The sequence below is a fragment of the Streptococcus anginosus subsp. whileyi MAS624 genome, assembly GCF_000478925.1.
Lineage (GTDB): Bacteria > Bacillota > Bacilli > Lactobacillales > Streptococcaceae > Streptococcus > Streptococcus whileyi.
This window is the reverse complement of record NZ_AP013072.1, coordinates 1737553-1753969: the sequence shown is the minus strand read 5'-3', so window position 1 is coordinate 1753969 and position 16417 is coordinate 1737553. Positions and strand designations below refer to the sequence as shown.

Sequence of the window (16417 nt, the reverse complement as noted above, 5' to 3'; positions counted from 1 at the left end):
AGGGGCGAATTTTTATAAGCGGAATGGGGAGAGAAATTATGATAAATATTTTAGGTCAAATTGAAGATAATAAACTTCCTGATATTGAGACAGAGCGGCTGTATTTGCGCCAACGTCTAGTCTCAGATGCTAAAGAGATTTTTGCTTATGCGAGTTTGCCAGAGGTGACTTGGCCAGCTGGTTTTCCACCTGCAGAAAGCGTGGAAGAAGAGGAAAATTATCTCGAAAACATTATGCCAAAGCGCTGGATTGAGCAAAAAATACCGTCTGGTTATGGTATCTGCTTGAAAGGAACAGATGAAGTCATTGGCTCGATTGATTTTAATCATCGCCATGCTGATGATGTTCTTGAAATGGGCTATTTGCTTCACCCAGATTATTGGGGGCAAGGTATTGTGACAGAAGCTGCGCGTGCGCTGTTGGAAGTTGGCTTCACCCTACTCAATCTCCACAAAATCGAAATTGGATGCTATGGATACAACAAAGCAAGCCAGCGTATTGCTGAAAAACTTGGCTTCACCCTCGAATCTCGCATCCGTGACCGCAAAGACGCACAAGGACAACGTTGTGACCTATTGCGTTACGGATTGCTGAAAAGTGAGTGGAAGGAGAAAAATGAAAAGGAAATTAAAAAAGTTATTTAATGATATTTTTGGGTGGCATATATTATTAGGAGTCGGGATATTTTTTGTAATTACACACTGTTTTCAGAATACCAGTAATTTTATCATAAAAATGTTGTACTTGGTCATGGTTGCAATATCTATTTCGTACTTTTTATCATCGAACCATCATAAACTTGATAGAAAAAATGATAATAATAAGATCGCATTAATTATAAGGAGTATTGTTTATCGCTTATTAACAGTTGTAATTTTTAAGTGTTTAACTTCAGTCGGAATAGAAATCAATAAAAATTTTATAGATTTATTTTTTCTCTTATTATCGTATTCTTTAATTTTTTCATTATTGGCAATAATGATGGGAATAAAACTAAGAACACTTTTCGTTCTTATGATAGTTTTTCTACCAATATTATTATTGTTAGGAGCCTTTGATATAAAGTGGTGGGCTTTGGTTACTGGTTTCATTACACTGTGGAACTTTATCAATTCGGAAGATTTTCTTACTTATTTACGAGTTGGAAAAGAATTAAAAGATGTTCCAAGAGAGTTGAAATATAAATGGTCAATTAATAAATTAGTTATCTACATTTTTACATTTTTATTTTACTTCTCGCTTGTAATCTCTTCATTCTTCGAAAAGAAAACTCCATATTCTTTTGAAGACTATTTAAATAACGGAGCAATCAGAGTATATTCAATGTTATCACTTATAATATTATTGATTATATTATGTGTTCTGTTATTTGGATACTACTATCTATTGAATAGAGAAGAAAAAGAAGGAAGAGTGGTTAAACATATATTAAAGATTGGGGAGAAAATAGGTTTAAAGAGATTTAATAATACGATACAACTATATATAAAAGCAAAAAAAGGAGAACTAAAATGAAACAACTTTCACCAAAATACAATCCAGCTGAGGTTGAGGCTGGTCGTTACGCTAAATGGTTAGATGAGGATGTTTTCAAGCCATCTGGCGATAAGAAAGCTCATCCGTATTCTATCGTTATTCCACCGCCAAACGTGACTGGTAAACTCCACCTTGGCCATGCTTGGGATACTACTTTGCAAGATATTATTATCCGTCAAAAACGTATGCAAGGTTTTGATACTTTATGGCTTCCTGGTATGGACCATGCGGGGATTGCAACACAGGCAAAAGTTGAGGCACGTCTAGCTGAAGATGGTATCTCACGCTATGACCTCGGTCGTGAAAAATTCTTAGATAAAGTCTGGGAATGGAAAGACGAGTATGCTACCACTATCAAGGAGCAATGGGGTAAAATGGGGATTTCTGTCGATTACTCTCGTGGACGTTTCACCCTTGATGAGGGTTTGTCAAAAGCGGTTCGTAAAGTCTTTGTTGAACTTTACAAAAAAGGCTGGATTTACCGCGGTGAATTTATCATCAACTGGGATCCAAAGGCTCGTACAGCTCTTTCTGATATTGAAGTTATCCATAAGGACGTGGAAGGTGCTTTCTACCATATGAACTACATGTTAGAAGACGGCTCACGCGCTCTTGAGGTGGCAACAACTCGTCCTGAAACTATGTTTGGAGATACGGCTGTCGCTGTCAATCCAGAAGATCCTCGCTATAAAGACTTGATTGGCAAAAATGTTATCCTGCCAATTGTCAATAAACCTATTCCAATCGTGGCTGACGAACACGCTGACCCAGAATTCGGTACTGGTGTGGTTAAAATCACTCCAGCCCACGACCCTAATGACTTCCTTGTTGGTCAACGTCACAATCTTCCTCAAGTTAATGTCATGAATGATGACGGTACAATGAACGACCTTGCTGGTGAATTTGCTGGCATGGATCGCTTTGAAGCTCGCAAAGCCGTTGTTAAAAAATTGGAAGAAATCGGTGTCCTTGTTAATATTGAAAAAATGGTTCACAGCGTTGGTCATTCTGAGCGGACTGGGGTCATGGTTGAACCACGTTTGTCAACACAATGGTTCGTTAAAATGGACCAATTGGCTAAAAATGCGATTGCCAACCAAGATACTAATGACGAAGTGAAATTCTACCCGCCACGTTTCAACGATACTTTCCTTCAATGGATGGAAAATGTTCACGACTGGGTTATCTCTCGTCAGCTCTGGTGGGGGCATCAAATCCCAGCATGGTACAATGCTGAAGGTGACATGTACGTTGGTGAAGAAGCTCCAGAAGGTGACGGATGGACTCAAGATGAAGATGTGCTTGACACTTGGTTCAGTTCAGCCCTATGGCCATTCTCCACAATGGGTTGGCCTGACACAGACTCAGAAGACTTCAAACGCTATTATCCAACATCAACCTTGGTGACTGGCTATGATATTATCCCGTTCTGGGTATCTCGGATGATTTTCCAAGGTTTGGAATTTACCGGCAAGTCACCATTCAAAAATGCCCTCATCCACGGACTTATCCGTGACGAACAAGGGCGCAAGATGTCTAAATCTCTCGGTAACGGCATTGACCCTATGGATGTTATCGAAAAATATGGTACGGATAGTCTGCGTTGGTTCCTTTCAAACGGTTCTGCACCAGGTCAAGACGTCCGCTTCAGCTATGAAAAGATGGATGCTTCTTGGAACTTCATCAACAAAATTTGGAACATTTCCCGCTATATTCTCATGAACAATGAGAGTCTTAGCCTTGATCAAGCTAGCGCAAACGTTGAAAAAGTTGTTGCTGGTACAGCTGGTAATGTCACAGACCGCTGGATCCTCCACAATCTCAACGAAACCATTGCCAAAGTGACGGAAAACTTTGACAAGTTTGAGTTTGGTGTGGCGGGGCACATCCTCTACAACTTCATCTGGGACGAATTTGCCGACTGGTACGTTGAATTGACCAAGGAAGTGCTTTACAGCGACAACGAAGATGAAAAAGTGATTACTCGCTCAGTTCTGCTTTACACACTTGATAAGATCCTTCGTTTGCTTCACCCAATCATGCCGTTTGTGACGGAAGAAATCTTTGAACAAATTTCTGAAGGTTCAATCGTAACAGCTGAATACCCAACAGTTAACCCCGCATTTGAAAATGAAGCTGCGCACAAAGGTGTTGAAAGTCTGAAAGACCTGATTCGTGCTGTCCGTAACGCACGTAGTGAAGTGAATGTTGCCCCAAGCAAACCAATCACCATCCTTGTTAAAACAAGCGATAAAGAATTGGAAGACTTCTTTAACAGCAATGTGAACTGCATCAAACGCTTTACAAATCCAGAGCATTTGGAAATTGCTTCTGACATTGAGGTGCCAGAATTAGCTATGTCCAGCATCATCACAGGAGCAGAAATCTATCTGCCTCTCGCTGATTTGCTCAATGTCGAAGAAGAATTAGCTCGACTTAACAAAGAACTGGCTAAATGGCAAAAAGAATTGGATATAGTTGCCAAGAAACTCAGCAACGAAAAATTCGTCGCCAATGCCAAACCCGAAATCGTCGAGAAAGAGCGACAAAAACAAGCTGACTACCAAGCTAAATACGATGCCACAGTGGAACGGATTAAAGAGATGGAAAAGTTGGGGTAGTGGCTAAATGAAAAATTTAGTTGAGATGATAACAATCTTACTGGGATTATTTACTTTATTTTTTGGAATTTTACAATATTTTTGGCAAAAAAGGTTTGATGAAAAACTGCGAGTTTATAAAAACTATCTTGCAGTAGTTGCATTGTCAATTTTATCACCAGAAAAGCAAAGGGAAATTCAATTACAACAAAAACACCTCCTTTCAAAACAAGAATTAGTTCTCTTTGCTCCTGAAGAAATTGTAGAATTAGCAGGGAAAATTGAACCTATAAATTTTACTAAAAATAATGAACAAAAACATTTGGAATATTTAAAACTAATCAATCTCATGAGGCTAGATTTGCAGAGATTTAATAAAAGAATTTCAGAGGAATCTCTTAGAAAGTTACTTGGTTAGCAACTTTTATAAGCACAGTTGAAAGCGGCTCTTTGTCAGCTGTAGTGGGTTAACGAAAAGTTACATCCTGGAGAGGATCGAATTGGTTCTCTCCTTTTTGATATTTAAAGCGATGAGAATTCTAGTTTTAAAGTTGTCAAAGTTCCGAAAGCCAAAAGCATTGAGCTTGATAACCTTGATGAGGTTGTTAGTAGCTTCTAGTTTTGCGTTTGAGTAAGGGAGTTCAAGAGCGTTGATAATTTTATCTTTGTCCTTGAGAAAGGTTTTAAAAACAGTCTGAAAGATAGGATTTATACAAGAAATTGTTTTTCCAATGAGTCCAAAGAAATGTTCAGCTTGTTTCTCTTGAAAATGAAAAAGTAAGAGTTGGTAGAGTTCATAGTGTTCTTTGAGTTCTTGAGAGTAAGAGAGCAGCTTGTCAAGAATCTCTTGATTTGTCAAGTGCATACGAAAAGTCGGACGATAAAAGCGTTTATGACTTAGTTTTCGACTATCTTGTTGAATGAGTTTCCAGTAGCGTTTCAGCGCCCTATTTTCATGAGACTTTCGATCTGATTGCTTCATGATTTGAACACGAATACGACACATAGCCCGGCTGAGATGTTGTACAATGCAAAAGCGATCGAGGACTATTTTATCGCATGGAAAAAGTTGCCTAGCCAAGTCATAGTTGGGACTAAACATATCCATGGTAATGATTTTCACTCGGCATCTAACCGGTCTAGAATAATGAAGGAAGTGATTGTGAATCCTCGCTTTGAGTTCGCCATCTAGGATAGTTATGACCTGTCTTTGAGTCGAAATCCTGTGCAATGAAGCCTCATCTTTCCTTTTCTTGAAGCTGTTTTTCATTCCCAGCTTTATGTGTTCTGGAAGGTAGCTAAGGTCAGTCTTGAACTTGAATTCTTTCAATTTATGAATGACGGTGGAAGTAGATACAGATAAACTTTCAGCGATGGTAGTCATAGGGACTTTCTCAATCAATTTTTGTGTGATTTTCTGGTTGACGATAGTTGCGATTTGGTGATTTTTCTTGACGAAGGAAGTCTCAGCTACAGCCATTTTCCCACAGACTTTACAATGAAAACGGCGTTTTCTCAATCGAATCATAGTCTTGTATCCCGCACACTCTAAATAGGGGATTTTCGATTCTTTTTGAAAGTCATATTTAGCCATTTGTCCTTGGCAGTGGAGGCATTTAGAAGCGGGATAATCTAGCTTGGCGAAGATTTCTTTATGAGTCTCCGAGTCCTTGTAATCTAGAATGATGATATTTTTGTCTTTAATTCCGAGTAAGTTTGTGATAAAATTTAATTGTTCCATAAGATTCTTTCTAATGATGGTTTGGTCACTTTTCATTATAGGTCTTATGGGACTTTTTTTCTACAACAAAATAGGCTCCATAATTCCTAAAGTGGTTTTACCCACTACAGAAATTATAGAGCCGGTAAAAAGAGGAAACTATAAGTCCCTCCCTTTTTTACAATATAGTTAATAGAACTAATCTTCTTTGCGTTTTGATGAAACAGCAACCATACCTACACCTGCTATAACTGCAAATGCTGCTGCTGTGAAGAATGGGTTCACAGATTCGCCTGTTGCTGGAAGTTTCTTCTCATCTTTCTTAACTTTAGCTAGTTTGTTTTTTGGCTTAACTTCCGGTTTAACCTCTGGCTTAACTTCCGGTTTAACCTCTGGCTTAACTTCCGGTTTAACCTCTGGCTTAACTTCCGGTTTAACCTCTGGCTTAACTTCCGGTTTAACCTCTGGCTTAACTTCCGGTTTAACCTCTGGCTTAACTTCCGGTTTAACCTCTGGCTTAACTTCCGGTTTAACCTCTGGCTTAACTAAAGAGTTAAGAATAAGGTCCTTAAGCGCAGCAACTCCTTCTACAGTTTTAGCGCTGTTGACTAGCTTCTTATAATAGTCACTAACACCGTATTTATCAAATTCTCTAAGAGCTAGTGTTTTAGCTTCTGATAATTCAAGTGATTTAATAGTATCTTCTGCTGGAGTTTGAGACTTCAAGAAACCAGATAAACCATCTGTTGCCTCTGAAACACGTGCTTTTTTAGCTGACTCAACAACTTGTGCTTGGAGCTTTTTAACCCCCGCAACAGTTTTAGCGCTGTTGACTAGCTTCTTATAATAGTCACTAACACCGTATTTATCAAATTCTCTAAGAGCTAGTGTTTTAGCTTCTGATAATTCAAGTGATTTAATAGTATCTTCTGCTGGAGTTTGAGACTTCAAGAAACCAGATAAACCATCTGTTGCCTCTGAAACACGTGCTTTTTTAGCTGACTCAACAACTTGTGCTTGGAGCTTTTTAACCCCCGCAACAGTTTTAGCGCTGTTGACTAGCTTCTTATAATAGTCACTAACACCGTATTTATCAAATTCTCTAAGAGCTAGTGTTTTAGCTTCTGATAATTCAAGTGATTTAATAGTATCTTCTGCTGGAGTTTGAGACTTCAAGAAACCAGATAAACCATCTGTTGCCTCTGAAACACGTGCTTTTTTAGCTGACTCAACAACTTGTGCTTGGAGCTTTTTAACCCCCGCAACAGTTTTAGCGCTGTTGACTAGCTTCTTATAATAGTCACTAACACCATACTGATTCAATTCTTTGAGTGCTGCATCTTTTGCAGCTTCAAGTTCCCAAGCATCCGCTAACTTTTTTTCAGATTTAATAAGAGCTTCTTTCTCTGCTTGTGCAGAAACAATCTGGTCTGCTTGGTTTGATAGTTCTTGAATTTTATCTCTATCAACAGCATTTTGAATTTCTTTTTTTACTGAGTCTAACTGTGTCTTGTTATCAATTGTTTTTTCCAATTCAGAAATTTTTTGTGTAGCTTCTTCTCTTAGTTTCGCAGCTTGAGCTCTTGTAGTAACTTGTGCAGAAACAGTAGTTACACCAACTAGCACAGAAGCTGAGACAGCTGCTAATCCAAAAGCTGATTTTCTCAAGTAATACTTCATTTTCTTGTTTTCCATTTTAAAAAACTCCTCTTTGTAAATTAAATTTTCTTAATAAGAAGTATATACTTCTTATTAAGAATTGTCAAGTGTAATCTTACAATAGCCACGCCAAACGCATGAATATTTTCTTTTTATCTATTCATCACTTGGGACATTTTAAAAATAGCTTTCCTCTTCTAATCTCATCAACTGCTGAATACATTCATCTAAACGGCTGGCTACATAGTGCATTTTACGGCGGTAACCCCTGTTCGGCTTCGAAAAATTCATCTGTTTCAAGAAATAAAGACAGATTTTTCGTAAGGCATTCAAATTAGCGGCAGCCTCTTTGTTCAAAGTCCGGTTTCCGTCTTCCCGATAAATCACATCCAGCAGCCAATGAAGACTCTCTACCTGCCAATGTCCTCGAACACATCGCGCAAACTCTTCCACTCCTGCGTTGAAACTGAAGATAAAATAGCGCACCTCCTCACGAAGCTCCCCGTCACGCTCAATCCTGTTCCGCGTCATACCGATACCTCACAGTTTCTCCCACTGAGGATGCCGCACCGTCAGCCATTTCACATTCGCAGTGATTTCATTGCTTTTCTCATCAACCACAATTTGACTCAAACTCATACGGTTTTCTCCGTCATAAGAGGTGATGATGTGATTGGCTGACTGTTCTTTACTGCGATTGCCACGCATGGTTTTACCCTCCAGAGAAATCAAGCGACTGAACTCCTTGGACAAAATGAAGTTGATTTCTTCTTGGAAACAGCGGTTCAATTCCTGAAAATGGGTGTCAGAAATCATACTTATGACCCGCTCAAAAGTATCATGAGATGGGCAGCTCTCAGACAAATCAACGTATTTCCCTAAAACCTTCTCATTCCACTCCATAAAATCAGCTATTTCGCCCCAAGTTTCTGCACCGGCCAGCTGAGAAAAGAAGACTAGGAATAAAATAGTTGAAAGGGGATAGCGAATCTTGGTAGACTGGCGCCTATCCATGCCTACGACTTTTTCTTCGATTGATAAAATAAACTTCATCATTGTAGCACCTCTCTTCTAGTTTACTACATAAATGGAGTTTTAGTTATGAAAAGTCAGTTTCTGAAAACTTTATTTTATTCATGCATTTGGCGTGTTGTTTTCTCCTTGTAAAATTTTCATACTTCTTTGCCTGATGTCAAATAATAAAGTAGTCGGATTATCGCCAAAATTCAAGTCTAAGTTTGCCCCTCTTGTAAAACCAGTCTAGGAGATTTGTAATCTAATACTTTCTTTGGATAGTTATTTATCCAGTTTTCAATAAATGCGACTTGTTTCTGAGTCGCATTTTTGCTTCCCTTAGGCAACCAACGACGAATGAGTCTGGTGTGGCTCTCATTGGTTCCTCTCTCTCAAGAGGAATAAGGGTGAGGATAGTAGATATGTTCCTTAGGAAATATGTCAGCCAAACGATTGAATTCTGTGCCATTATTCGCCGTAATAGAATGAAGCTGTTCCATATGGAGCTTTCTAATGATGGTTTGGTCGCTTTTCATTATAAGTCATATGGGACTTTTCGGCTCATTGTCAACTGTGGTGGGTTGATGAAAAGTTACAACCTGGAGAGGACTGAATTTGCCCTCTCCTTTTTGATGTTCAAAGCAATAAGGATTCTAGTTTTAAAGTTATCAAAGTTCCGGAATCCAAAAGCGTTGCGCTTGATGACCTTGATAAGGTTGTTAGCAGCTTCTAGTTTTGCATTTGAGTAGGTAAGCTCTAAAGCGTTTATAATTTTATCTTTCTCTTTCAAAAAGGTCTTAAAACCAGTTTGAAAGATAGGATTTACACAAGAAATTATCTTTTCAATGAGACCAAAGAAATGATCAGCTTGTTTCTCTTGAAAATGAAAAAGCAGAAGTTGATAGAAATTTTTAAATCTTCTGAATAGCTCAAGAGTTTGTCTAGAATCTCTCTATTGGTCAAGTGCATGCGAAAAGTTGGACGATAAAATCGTTTATCGCTGAGTTTACGGCTATCCTGTTGAATGAGTTTCCAGTAGCGTTTCAGTGCCTTGTATTCGTGCGATTTTCGATCCAATTGATTCATGATTTGGATACGAAGACGACTCATAGCCCGGCTGAGATGTTGTACAATGTGAAAACGATCGAGGACGATTTTAGCGCATGGAAATAGTTTTCTAGCAATATCGTAGTAGGGACTAAACATGTCCATTGTAATGACTTTCACGCGGCATCTAACCGGTCTAGAATAACGACGGTTGATCAAACATTTAAACTTCAACATTATAAAGATCTGTTGATAAATAGCGCTCGCCATTATCTGGAGCAAGAGCTAGGATTTTTTTGCCTGCGCCTAATTTTTTGGCTACTTCAAGTGCAGCATAAATAGCTGCAGCAGAAGAAATACCTACCAGAAAACCTTCTTGTCCACCGATACGACGTCCAAGTTCAAGTGCTTGATTAGAAGTAACGCGAACAATACTGTCGTAAGCTTGAGTGTCTAGTGTTTCTGGGATAAAACCAGCTGAAATTCCTTGAATCTTGTGTGGTCCAGGCTTTTTACCAGACAGGATAGCGGACTCATCGGCTTCAACTGCGTAAACTTGTATATCTGGATTGACCTTTTTGAGAGCGTGAGAAACGCCAGAAATTGTACCACCTGTGCCAACTCCTCCGACAAAGGCATCCAATCCTTTTTCACCGAAAGCAGCTATAATTTCAGCTCCTGTTGTTCTTTCGTGTACTTCAGGATTAGCTGGATTGTTGAATTGTAGCGGCAGCCATCCGTTGCGTTCTTTGGCGATTTCTTCAGCTTTGGCAATCGCACCTTTCATTCCCTCGCTTCCAGGAGTGAGCACCAATTCGGCGCCATAAGCTTGGATAATTTTGCGACGCTCTACACTCATGGTTTCTGGCATAACAATAACGACCTTATAACCTTTAGCAGCGCCAACCCAAGACAGACCGATTCCAGTATTTCCGCTCGTTGCTTCGACAATGGTTGCATCTGGTTGAAGCAAGCCCTCTTGCTCAGCGGTCTCAATCATGCTAAGAGCAATGCGATCTTTGACGGATGACCCCGGATTGAAAGCTTCTAGCTTGACATAGACATCAGCAGCGCCTTCTGGAACCAGCTTGTTCAATTTCACAATAGGAGTATTTCCAATGAGTTCTGTAATGTTATGATAAATTTGTGCCATAAATGATACCTCAATAATAGTGATAGAAACAGTATAAAACGAAAAAAAGTCTTTGTAAAATATAAAAAAACTATCAAGGTGATAGCTTTTTTTAATATTTAGGATAAAGAAATGGGAACTTCAACTTTCCGTAATCCTTGATCAGTAATGTCGATTTTTCCATTAAACAACTCAATCAACTCCTCTATAACGCTGTCCTTATCATCTTTATCAACAAAAATGGTCGTTTGGACTTGTTCTGTAAAGGATGTATCTTGTTCTTGTAAATGGTTAGCTTTAAGAAAATTGGGTAATTCTTGATATTGACTGTAAGAGAGAGCGATTCTCAGCCCAAGCTGTTCTTTTATATGGACGATCCCGATTTCTTTGATAGCTAAAGCAACGTTGCTGCTATACGCCCGAATAAGACCTCCTGCCCCTAGCTTGATACCACCAAAATAGCGTGTCACGACAGCACAGACATTAGTTAGTTGCTGATTTTCTAAAACGCCTAACATAGGTACACCAGCAGTTCCGCTGGGTTCGCCATCATCGCTACTTCGCTTCATTTCGCTCTTCTCTCCTAATATAAAGGCAGAGCAGTTATGAGTAGCTTTGTAGTGTTCTTTTTTGACAGCCTGAATAAAATTTCGTGCTTCGTTCTCTGTTGTTACACGCTTGATGTGACAAATAAAGCGCGATTTTTTGATTTCTTCTTGGACTTGTCCGTCCTCTTTGATTGTTCTAAACTCCATATCTTCATTTTACAAAAAAACTTGTATTTTGCCAAAGTTTTTTCGAATAAATAGATATGATAGAATTACAAGATTGCTTAGGCCGTATGTTTACAAAAGCACAACTACCAGCAGAATTGCAATTATATGCGCAAACTTTACCAGCAATGAAAGAAGAAAAAGGAAAATTATGTTGCAATCGTTGTGGGCAAGCAGTTGATAAAGAAAGACACCAACTGCCAATAGGTGCTTACTACTGTAGATCCTGCTTGATCTTAGGAAGGGTTAGAAGTGATGAAGATCTCTACTATTTTCCACAGGAAGAGTTTCCTAAAGCGAATGTCTTGAAATGGCAAGGAAAGTTGACAGAATTTCAAGCTAAGGTTTCTCAAGGACTTGTAGAGGCGGTTACCAAACGCAAAGATAGCTTGGTTCACGCAGTCACAGGAGCCGGAAAGACGGAAATGATCTATCAGGTGGTGGCACAAGTCATCAATCAAGGCGGAGCCGTCTGCTTAGCTAGCCCCAGAATTGATGTCTGCTTAGAACTTTATCGCAGACTGAAAGTAGATTTTACCTGTGATATTTCACTCCTGCACGGCGAATCAGAAGCATATTCCCGCAGTCCTCTCGTGATTGCCACCACACATCAGCTTCTCAAATTTTATCAAGCATTTGATCTTCTTATCGTTGATGAAGTAGATGCCTTTCCTTATGTGGACAATCCGATGCTTTATCATGCAGTTCATCAGGCAGTCAAAGTAGAGGGGACGAAGATTTTCTTAACAGCAACTTCCACAGATGAGCTGGATAAAAAAGTGGCTAAAGGAGAATTAACTCGTTTGAGTCTACCCAGACGTTTTCATGGCAATCCTTTGATTGTTCCGCAAAAAATTTGGTTGGCGGATTTTCAAAAATATCTTGGTCAAAAGAAGCTAGTTACCAAGCTAAGGCAGTTTATTCAAAAGCAGAGAAAAACAGGATTTCCACTTCTTATTTTTGCTTCCGAGATCAGAAGAGGGCAGGAGCTGGCAGAGATTCTCCAAAGCAATTTTCCAAATGAAAAAGTTGGTTTTGTAGCTTCGACGACTGAAAATCGACTAGAAATTGTAGAGAAGTTTCGTCAAAAAGAAATCACGATTTTGGTAACGACGACGATTTTGGAGCGTGGGGTGACCTTTCCTTGTGTAGATGTTTTCGTGGTGGAAGCCAACCACCGTCTGTTTAGTCGCAGCGCTCTGGTACAAATCGCTGGACGCGTCGGTCGCAGTATGGATCGACCGACAGGCGAGTTAATCTTTTTTCATGATGGTACAACTATGGCGATAGAAAAAGCGATTAAAGAAATTCAGGAGATGAATCAGGAGGCCGGTTTATGAATTCATGTGTTTTATGTGAAAATACACTTGATGAAAAACTAACATTCTGTGATTTATTGACCTTGAAGAAGCCAAAAGCAAGGGCTTGTGATGACTGTTTTGAAAAATTTCAGCGCATTTCAGCGCAGCATTGCCCGAAGTGCTATCGTGAAGGGACGTGCGAAGTCTGCATGGATTGCCAAGTATGGATAAAAAAAGGAAAAGAAGTTTTCCATAAAAGCTGCTTTATGTATAACGAAGCTATGAAAGACTTCTTTAGTCAATACAAATTTCAAGGAGATTATGCCCTTTATTCTGTATTTACAGAAGTTTTGCAAAAGGAATTAAAAAGATACAGCGATTATACGCTTGTTCCCATTCCTATAAGTGCCAAAAAGTATCAGACAAGAGGGTTTAATCAAGTGACAGCTCTTCTTGAGGGCGCAAAGTTGCCATTTAAGGAAGTTTTAGAAAAGCATGATACAATTGCTCAATCCAGTAAAACAAGAGAGGAGCGATTGCAAAGCCGGCAGTGTTTTAAATTGAAAGACAACGTTCAACTTCCACCCAAAATCCTTTTGATAGATGACATTTATACAACAGGCTCAACCCTACAATTAGCCAAGGAAATTTTAGTGGAAGCGGGAGTGAAAGAAATTGTGACATTTTCATTAGCCAGATGATAAAAAATTTGCAAAAAAAAAATGAAAGCGTTATAATAAAATAAAGAAAAACAAATGCTTAGAAAGAAGGTACTTATATGATTAAATATAGTATCCGTGGTGAAAACCTAGAAGTAACAGAAGCTCTTCGTGATTACGTAGTTTCTAAACTTGAAAAAATCGAAAAATATTTCCAAGCTGATCAAGAATTGGATGCGCGTGTAAACTTGAAAGTCTATCGTGAAAAAACAGCCAAAGTTGAAGTAACTATTCCACTTGGTTCTATCACTCTTCGTGCAGAAGATGTTTCTCAAGATATGTATGGTTCTATTGACTTGGTGACAGATAAAATTGAACGTCAAATTCGTAAAAATAAAACAAAGATTGAGCGTAAAAACCGTAATAAAAAATCAACCAGTCAGTTATTTACAGATGCTGTTATTGAAGAAGTAGAAGCTGCACCTGCAAAAGTCGTTCGCTCCAAACAAATTGACTTAAAACCAATGGATTTAGAAGAAGCTCTTCTTCAAATGGATTTATTGGGACATGACTTCTTCATCTATACTGATGTAGAAGACAACACAACCAATGTTTTGTATCGTCGTGAAGACGGTGACGTTGGCTTGCTTGAAGTGAGATAATCAATCAATCCTCTGATTCATATCAGGGGATTTTTTATGTGGTCTGCAATCAGCTCGAGATAATTGCAAAAAACTGTATTAAAAATCATCATGTTTGAACTGCATTTCAAAAGTTAGATAGAAAAAACAATTGACTTACAGCTATCATAGAAGAAAAACTGATACATTCTTTAGAGATTTTGTTATAATATTCTTTATGAGAGTTGTTGCAGGGAAATATGGGGGGCGTCCTCTTAAAACATTGGAAGGCAAAACAACCAGACCGACGACAGACAAGGTTAAGGGAGCTATCTTTAATATGATTGGTCCTTATTTTGATGGAGGACAGGTTCTGGACTTGTATGCTGGAAGCGGCAGTTTAGCGATTGAAGCTATTTCGCGAGGCATGGTTTCGGCTGTTTTGGTTGAAAAAGACCGCAGGGCGCAAGCGATTATCAGCCAAAATATCAGTATGACTAAGGAAAAAGAACGATTTGAACTTCTGAAAATGGAGTCCAATCGAGCACTTGAATTGGTCACAGGACAGTTTGACTTGGTTTTGTTAGATCCACCCTATGCAAAAGAACAGATTGTTTCAGATATTATAAAAATGATTGAACGAGAGCTTCTGAGCGATGATGTACTGGTTGTTTGTGAGACAGACAAGTCGGTGGATTTACCAGAAGAAATCGCAGGACTAGGTATCTGGAAGCAAAAAATATATGGAATTTCAAAGGTAACGGTTTATGTCAGATAAAATTGGATTATTTGCAGGCTCTTTTGACCCGATTACAAAGGGGCATATTGACTTGATTAAGCGAGCTAGTAAGCTCTTTGATTGCCTTTATGTTGGTATCTTTTATAATCTTGAGAAAAAGAGTTTTTTTAGTATTGAAGCAAAAGAAAAAATGATAGCAGCTGCTCTAGTTCATTTGGAGAATGTAAAAATTGTTACTTCTCATGATGAATTGGCAGTGGAAGTAGCTAGAAAGCTAGGAGTGACAACTTTTGTACGGGGATTACGTAATAGTCAGGATTTGGATTATGAGGGGAATCTCAACTTTTTCAATCATGAATTAGCACCTGAGATAGAAACCATTTTTTTGATAAGCAAACCAGCTTATCAGCATCTCAGCTCATCAAGAATTCGTGAATTGATTTCCTTTGAGCAGGATATTTCAAAGTATGTGCCCGAAAGTGTCATAAAGGAGTTAAAGAAACAATATGGAAAAACCAAGAAATAAATTTAAAAAATGGCCGATAATTGCAGTAGTAGGGCTGATTTTGCTTTTCTTATCTTTTGTAGTTCCCTTGCCTTATTATATTGAGGTGCCAGGTGGTGCAGCGGATGTCCGTCAGGTATTGCGCGTGGACAACAAAGAAGATAAGGAAAAAGGTTCTTATAATTTTGTAACGGTTGGGATTCAGCATGCGACCTTCGCTCATTTGGTTTATGCTTGGCTGACTCCTTTTACAGATATTTATTCGGCGAAGGATTTGACTGGCGGAACTTCTGATAAAGAATACATGCGGATCAATCAGTTTTATATGGAAACGTCGCAAAACCTAGCTAAATACCAAGGCTTGAAAAAAGCTGGCAAAGACATTACTCTGAAATATCTAGGGGTTTACGTCTTGCAAGTCACAAAGAATTCTACTTTTAAAGGTATTTTAAATATTGCAGATACCGTGACAGGTGTGAATGATAAGACTTTCAATAGTTCAAAAGAATTGATAGACTATGTCGGAGCGCAAAAGATTGGCAGCAAGGTCAAGGTGAACTATGTAGAAGACGGTCAGAAGAAATCTGCTACAGGTAAAATTATTAAACTTGAAAATGGAAAAAACGGGATTGGCATTAGCTTGATTGACCGAACAGAAGTCACAAGTAACACACCAATTGAATTTTCAACTGCCGGTATTGGTGGACCAAGTGCGGGCTTGATGTTTAGTTTGGCAATTTATACGCAAATTGCAGATCCAACATTGAGAGACGGCAGAAATATTGCTGGGACGGGCTCAATTGACCGCGAAGGAAAAGTTGGCGACATTGGTGGGATTGACAAAAAAGTTGTTTCAGCAGCTAAAAATGGCGCAGAAATTTTCTTTGCGCCAAATAATCCAGTCACCAAGGAAGTGAAAAAATCCAATCCTAAAGCGAAAACAAACTATGAGACAGCTTTGGCAGCTGCTAAAAAAATTAAAACTAAAATGAAAATTGTACCTGTCAAGACCTTGCAAGACGCAATTGATTACCTCAAGAGCACAAAAAAGTCGTAAAAATAATTCAATAAAAGAGCAAGTTAATGATAGAAATTTGACTTTGCTCTTTTCT

Annotated in this window: 14 protein-coding genes and 3 pseudogenes; 10 read left to right on the top strand and 7 right to left on the bottom strand. The window is 38.7% G+C overall.

The genetic code is table 11. The features are described from left to right. Positions 1–38 precede the first annotated feature (38 nt). The 4 genes from ANG_RS08800 to ANG_RS08785 are packed head-to-tail and all read left to right on the top strand — an operon-like array spanning position 39 to position 4554. The gene (locus tag ANG_RS08800) at positions 39–644 is read left to right on the top strand and encodes a GNAT family N-acetyltransferase (RefSeq protein WP_003036461.1); all 606 of its coding nucleotides are present in this window, start codon (positions 39–41) and stop codon (positions 642–644) included. After that, the gene (locus tag ANG_RS08795; protein ID WP_025271939.1) at positions 616–1515 is read left to right on the top strand and encodes a hypothetical protein; all 900 of its coding nucleotides are present in this window, start codon (positions 616–618) and stop codon (positions 1513–1515) included. Before ANG_RS08800 ends, ANG_RS08795 begins: the two co-directional genes overlap by 29 nt. Beyond that, positions 1512–4157 carry a valine--tRNA ligase gene (locus ANG_RS08790; protein WP_025271938.1) on the top strand — a complete coding sequence of 882 codons (2646 nt, stop codon included), beginning with the start codon at positions 1512–1514 and terminating at the stop codon, positions 4155–4157. Before ANG_RS08795 ends, ANG_RS08790 begins: the two co-directional genes overlap by 4 nt. A gap of 7 nt (positions 4158–4164) precedes the next feature. Then, a complete protein-coding gene (locus ANG_RS08785; protein ID WP_003036379.1) occupies positions 4165–4554 on the top strand; it encodes a hypothetical protein in 390 nt (129 codons plus the stop codon). Positions 4555–4614: 60 nt separating this feature from the next. Here the strand turns inward: ANG_RS08785 and ANG_RS08780 are convergent, their stop codons facing one another. The 7 genes and pseudogenes from ANG_RS08780 to ANG_RS08755 form a co-directional block, all read right to left on the bottom strand. After that, a complete protein-coding gene (locus ANG_RS08780) occupies positions 4615–5877 on the bottom strand; it encodes an ISL3 family transposase (protein WP_025271937.1) in 1263 nt (420 codons plus the stop codon). 177 nt (positions 5878–6054) lie between these two features. Further along, positions 6055–7551, bottom strand: coding sequence for an albumin-binding GA domain-containing protein (locus ANG_RS08775; protein WP_025271936.1), 1497 nt, complete (start codon positions 7549–7551; stop codon positions 6055–6057). A gap of 141 nt (positions 7552–7692) precedes the next feature. After that, positions 7693–8571 (bottom strand): annotated as a pseudogene (locus ANG_RS10740) (ISAs1 family transposase). A 176-nt stretch (positions 8572–8747) separates the two neighbouring features. Then, positions 8748–9017 (bottom strand): annotated as a pseudogene (locus ANG_RS11025) (IS30 family transposase); the annotation flags it as partial. A gap of 104 nt (positions 9018–9121) precedes the next feature. Continuing rightward, positions 9122–9735: pseudogene (locus ANG_RS08765) on the bottom strand (transposase). A gap of 64 nt (positions 9736–9799) precedes the next feature. Continuing rightward, a complete protein-coding gene (gene cysK / locus ANG_RS08760) occupies positions 9800–10729 on the bottom strand; it encodes a cysteine synthase A (protein WP_003035221.1) in 930 nt (309 codons plus the stop codon). Positions 10730–10827: 98 nt separating this feature from the next. Beyond that, on the bottom strand, positions 10828–11463 hold the full coding sequence (locus tag ANG_RS08755; protein ID WP_003032900.1) for a YigZ family protein: 636 nt from the start codon (positions 11461–11463) through the stop codon (positions 10828–10830). Positions 11464–11519: 56 nt separating this feature from the next. On the opposite strand from ANG_RS08755, the gene ANG_RS08750 reads away from it, so the two are divergent. The 6 genes from ANG_RS08750 (at position 11520) to ANG_RS08725 (ending at position 16362) form a co-directional block, all read left to right on the top strand. Next, positions 11520–12821: a DEAD/DEAH box helicase gene (locus ANG_RS08750; RefSeq protein WP_025271934.1), complete on the top strand. Its 1302-nt coding sequence runs from the start codon at positions 11520–11522 to the stop codon at positions 12819–12821. After that, positions 12818–13483 carry a ComF family protein gene (locus ANG_RS08745; protein WP_025271933.1) on the top strand — a complete coding sequence of 222 codons (666 nt, stop codon included), beginning with the start codon at positions 12818–12820 and terminating at the stop codon, positions 13481–13483. The genes ANG_RS08750 and ANG_RS08745 overlap by 4 nt, the downstream gene beginning before the upstream one ends. 77 nt (positions 13484–13560) lie before the next feature. Continuing rightward, positions 13561–14103, top strand: a complete 543-nt coding sequence (hpf, locus tag ANG_RS08740; protein WP_003032381.1) for a ribosome hibernation-promoting factor, HPF/YfiA family — start codon at positions 13561–13563, stop codon at positions 14101–14103. A 187-nt stretch (positions 14104–14290) separates the two neighbouring features. Beyond that, a complete protein-coding gene (gene rsmD / locus ANG_RS08735) occupies positions 14291–14839 on the top strand; it encodes a 16S rRNA (guanine(966)-N(2))-methyltransferase RsmD (protein ID WP_025271932.1) in 549 nt (182 codons plus the stop codon). Continuing rightward, the gene (coaD, locus tag ANG_RS08730; RefSeq protein WP_003025749.1) at positions 14829–15326 is read left to right on the top strand and encodes a pantetheine-phosphate adenylyltransferase; all 498 of its coding nucleotides are present in this window, start codon (positions 14829–14831) and stop codon (positions 15324–15326) included. Before rsmD ends, coaD begins: the two co-directional genes overlap by 11 nt. After that, the gene (locus ANG_RS08725) at positions 15307–16362 is read left to right on the top strand and encodes a SepM family pheromone-processing serine protease (RefSeq protein WP_021001375.1); all 1056 of its coding nucleotides are present in this window, start codon (positions 15307–15309) and stop codon (positions 16360–16362) included. The genes coaD and ANG_RS08725 overlap by 20 nt, the downstream gene beginning before the upstream one ends. Positions 16363–16417: the final 55 nt, after the last annotated feature.

Excerpts from the sequence above, each read along its gene's own strand:
- ANG_RS08800 (WP_003036461.1), top strand. The coding sequence starts at position 39 with ATGATAAATATTTTAGGTCAAATTGAAGATAATAAACTTCCTGATATT.
- ANG_RS08795 (WP_025271939.1), top strand. The coding sequence starts at position 616 with ATGAAAAGGAAATTAAAAAAGTTATTTAATGATATTTTTGGGTGGCAT.
- ANG_RS08790 (WP_025271938.1), top strand. The coding sequence starts at position 1,512 with ATGAAACAACTTTCACCAAAATACAATCCAGCTGAGGTTGAGGCTGGT.
- ANG_RS08785 (WP_003036379.1), top strand. The coding sequence starts at position 4,165 with ATGAAAAATTTAGTTGAGATGATAACAATCTTACTGGGATTATTTACT.
- ANG_RS08780 (WP_025271937.1), bottom strand. The coding sequence starts at position 5,877 with ATGGAACAATTAAATTTTATCACAAACTTACTCGGAATTAAAGACAAA.
- ANG_RS08775 (WP_025271936.1), bottom strand. The coding sequence starts at position 7,551 with ATGGAAAACAAGAAAATGAAGTATTACTTGAGAAAATCAGCTTTTGGA.
- cysK (WP_003035221.1), bottom strand. The coding sequence starts at position 10,729 with ATGGCACAAATTTATCATAACATTACAGAACTCATTGGAAATACTCCT.
- ANG_RS08755 (WP_003032900.1), bottom strand. The coding sequence starts at position 11,463 with ATGGAGTTTAGAACAATCAAAGAGGACGGACAAGTCCAAGAAGAAATC.
- ANG_RS08750 (WP_025271934.1), top strand. The coding sequence starts at position 11,520 with ATGATAGAATTACAAGATTGCTTAGGCCGTATGTTTACAAAAGCACAA.
- ANG_RS08745 (WP_025271933.1), top strand. The coding sequence starts at position 12,818 with ATGAATTCATGTGTTTTATGTGAAAATACACTTGATGAAAAACTAACA.
- hpf (WP_003032381.1), top strand. The coding sequence starts at position 13,561 with ATGATTAAATATAGTATCCGTGGTGAAAACCTAGAAGTAACAGAAGCT.
- coaD (WP_003025749.1), top strand. The coding sequence starts at position 14,829 with ATGTCAGATAAAATTGGATTATTTGCAGGCTCTTTTGACCCGATTACA.
- ANG_RS08725 (WP_021001375.1), top strand. The coding sequence starts at position 15,307 with ATGGAAAAACCAAGAAATAAATTTAAAAAATGGCCGATAATTGCAGTA.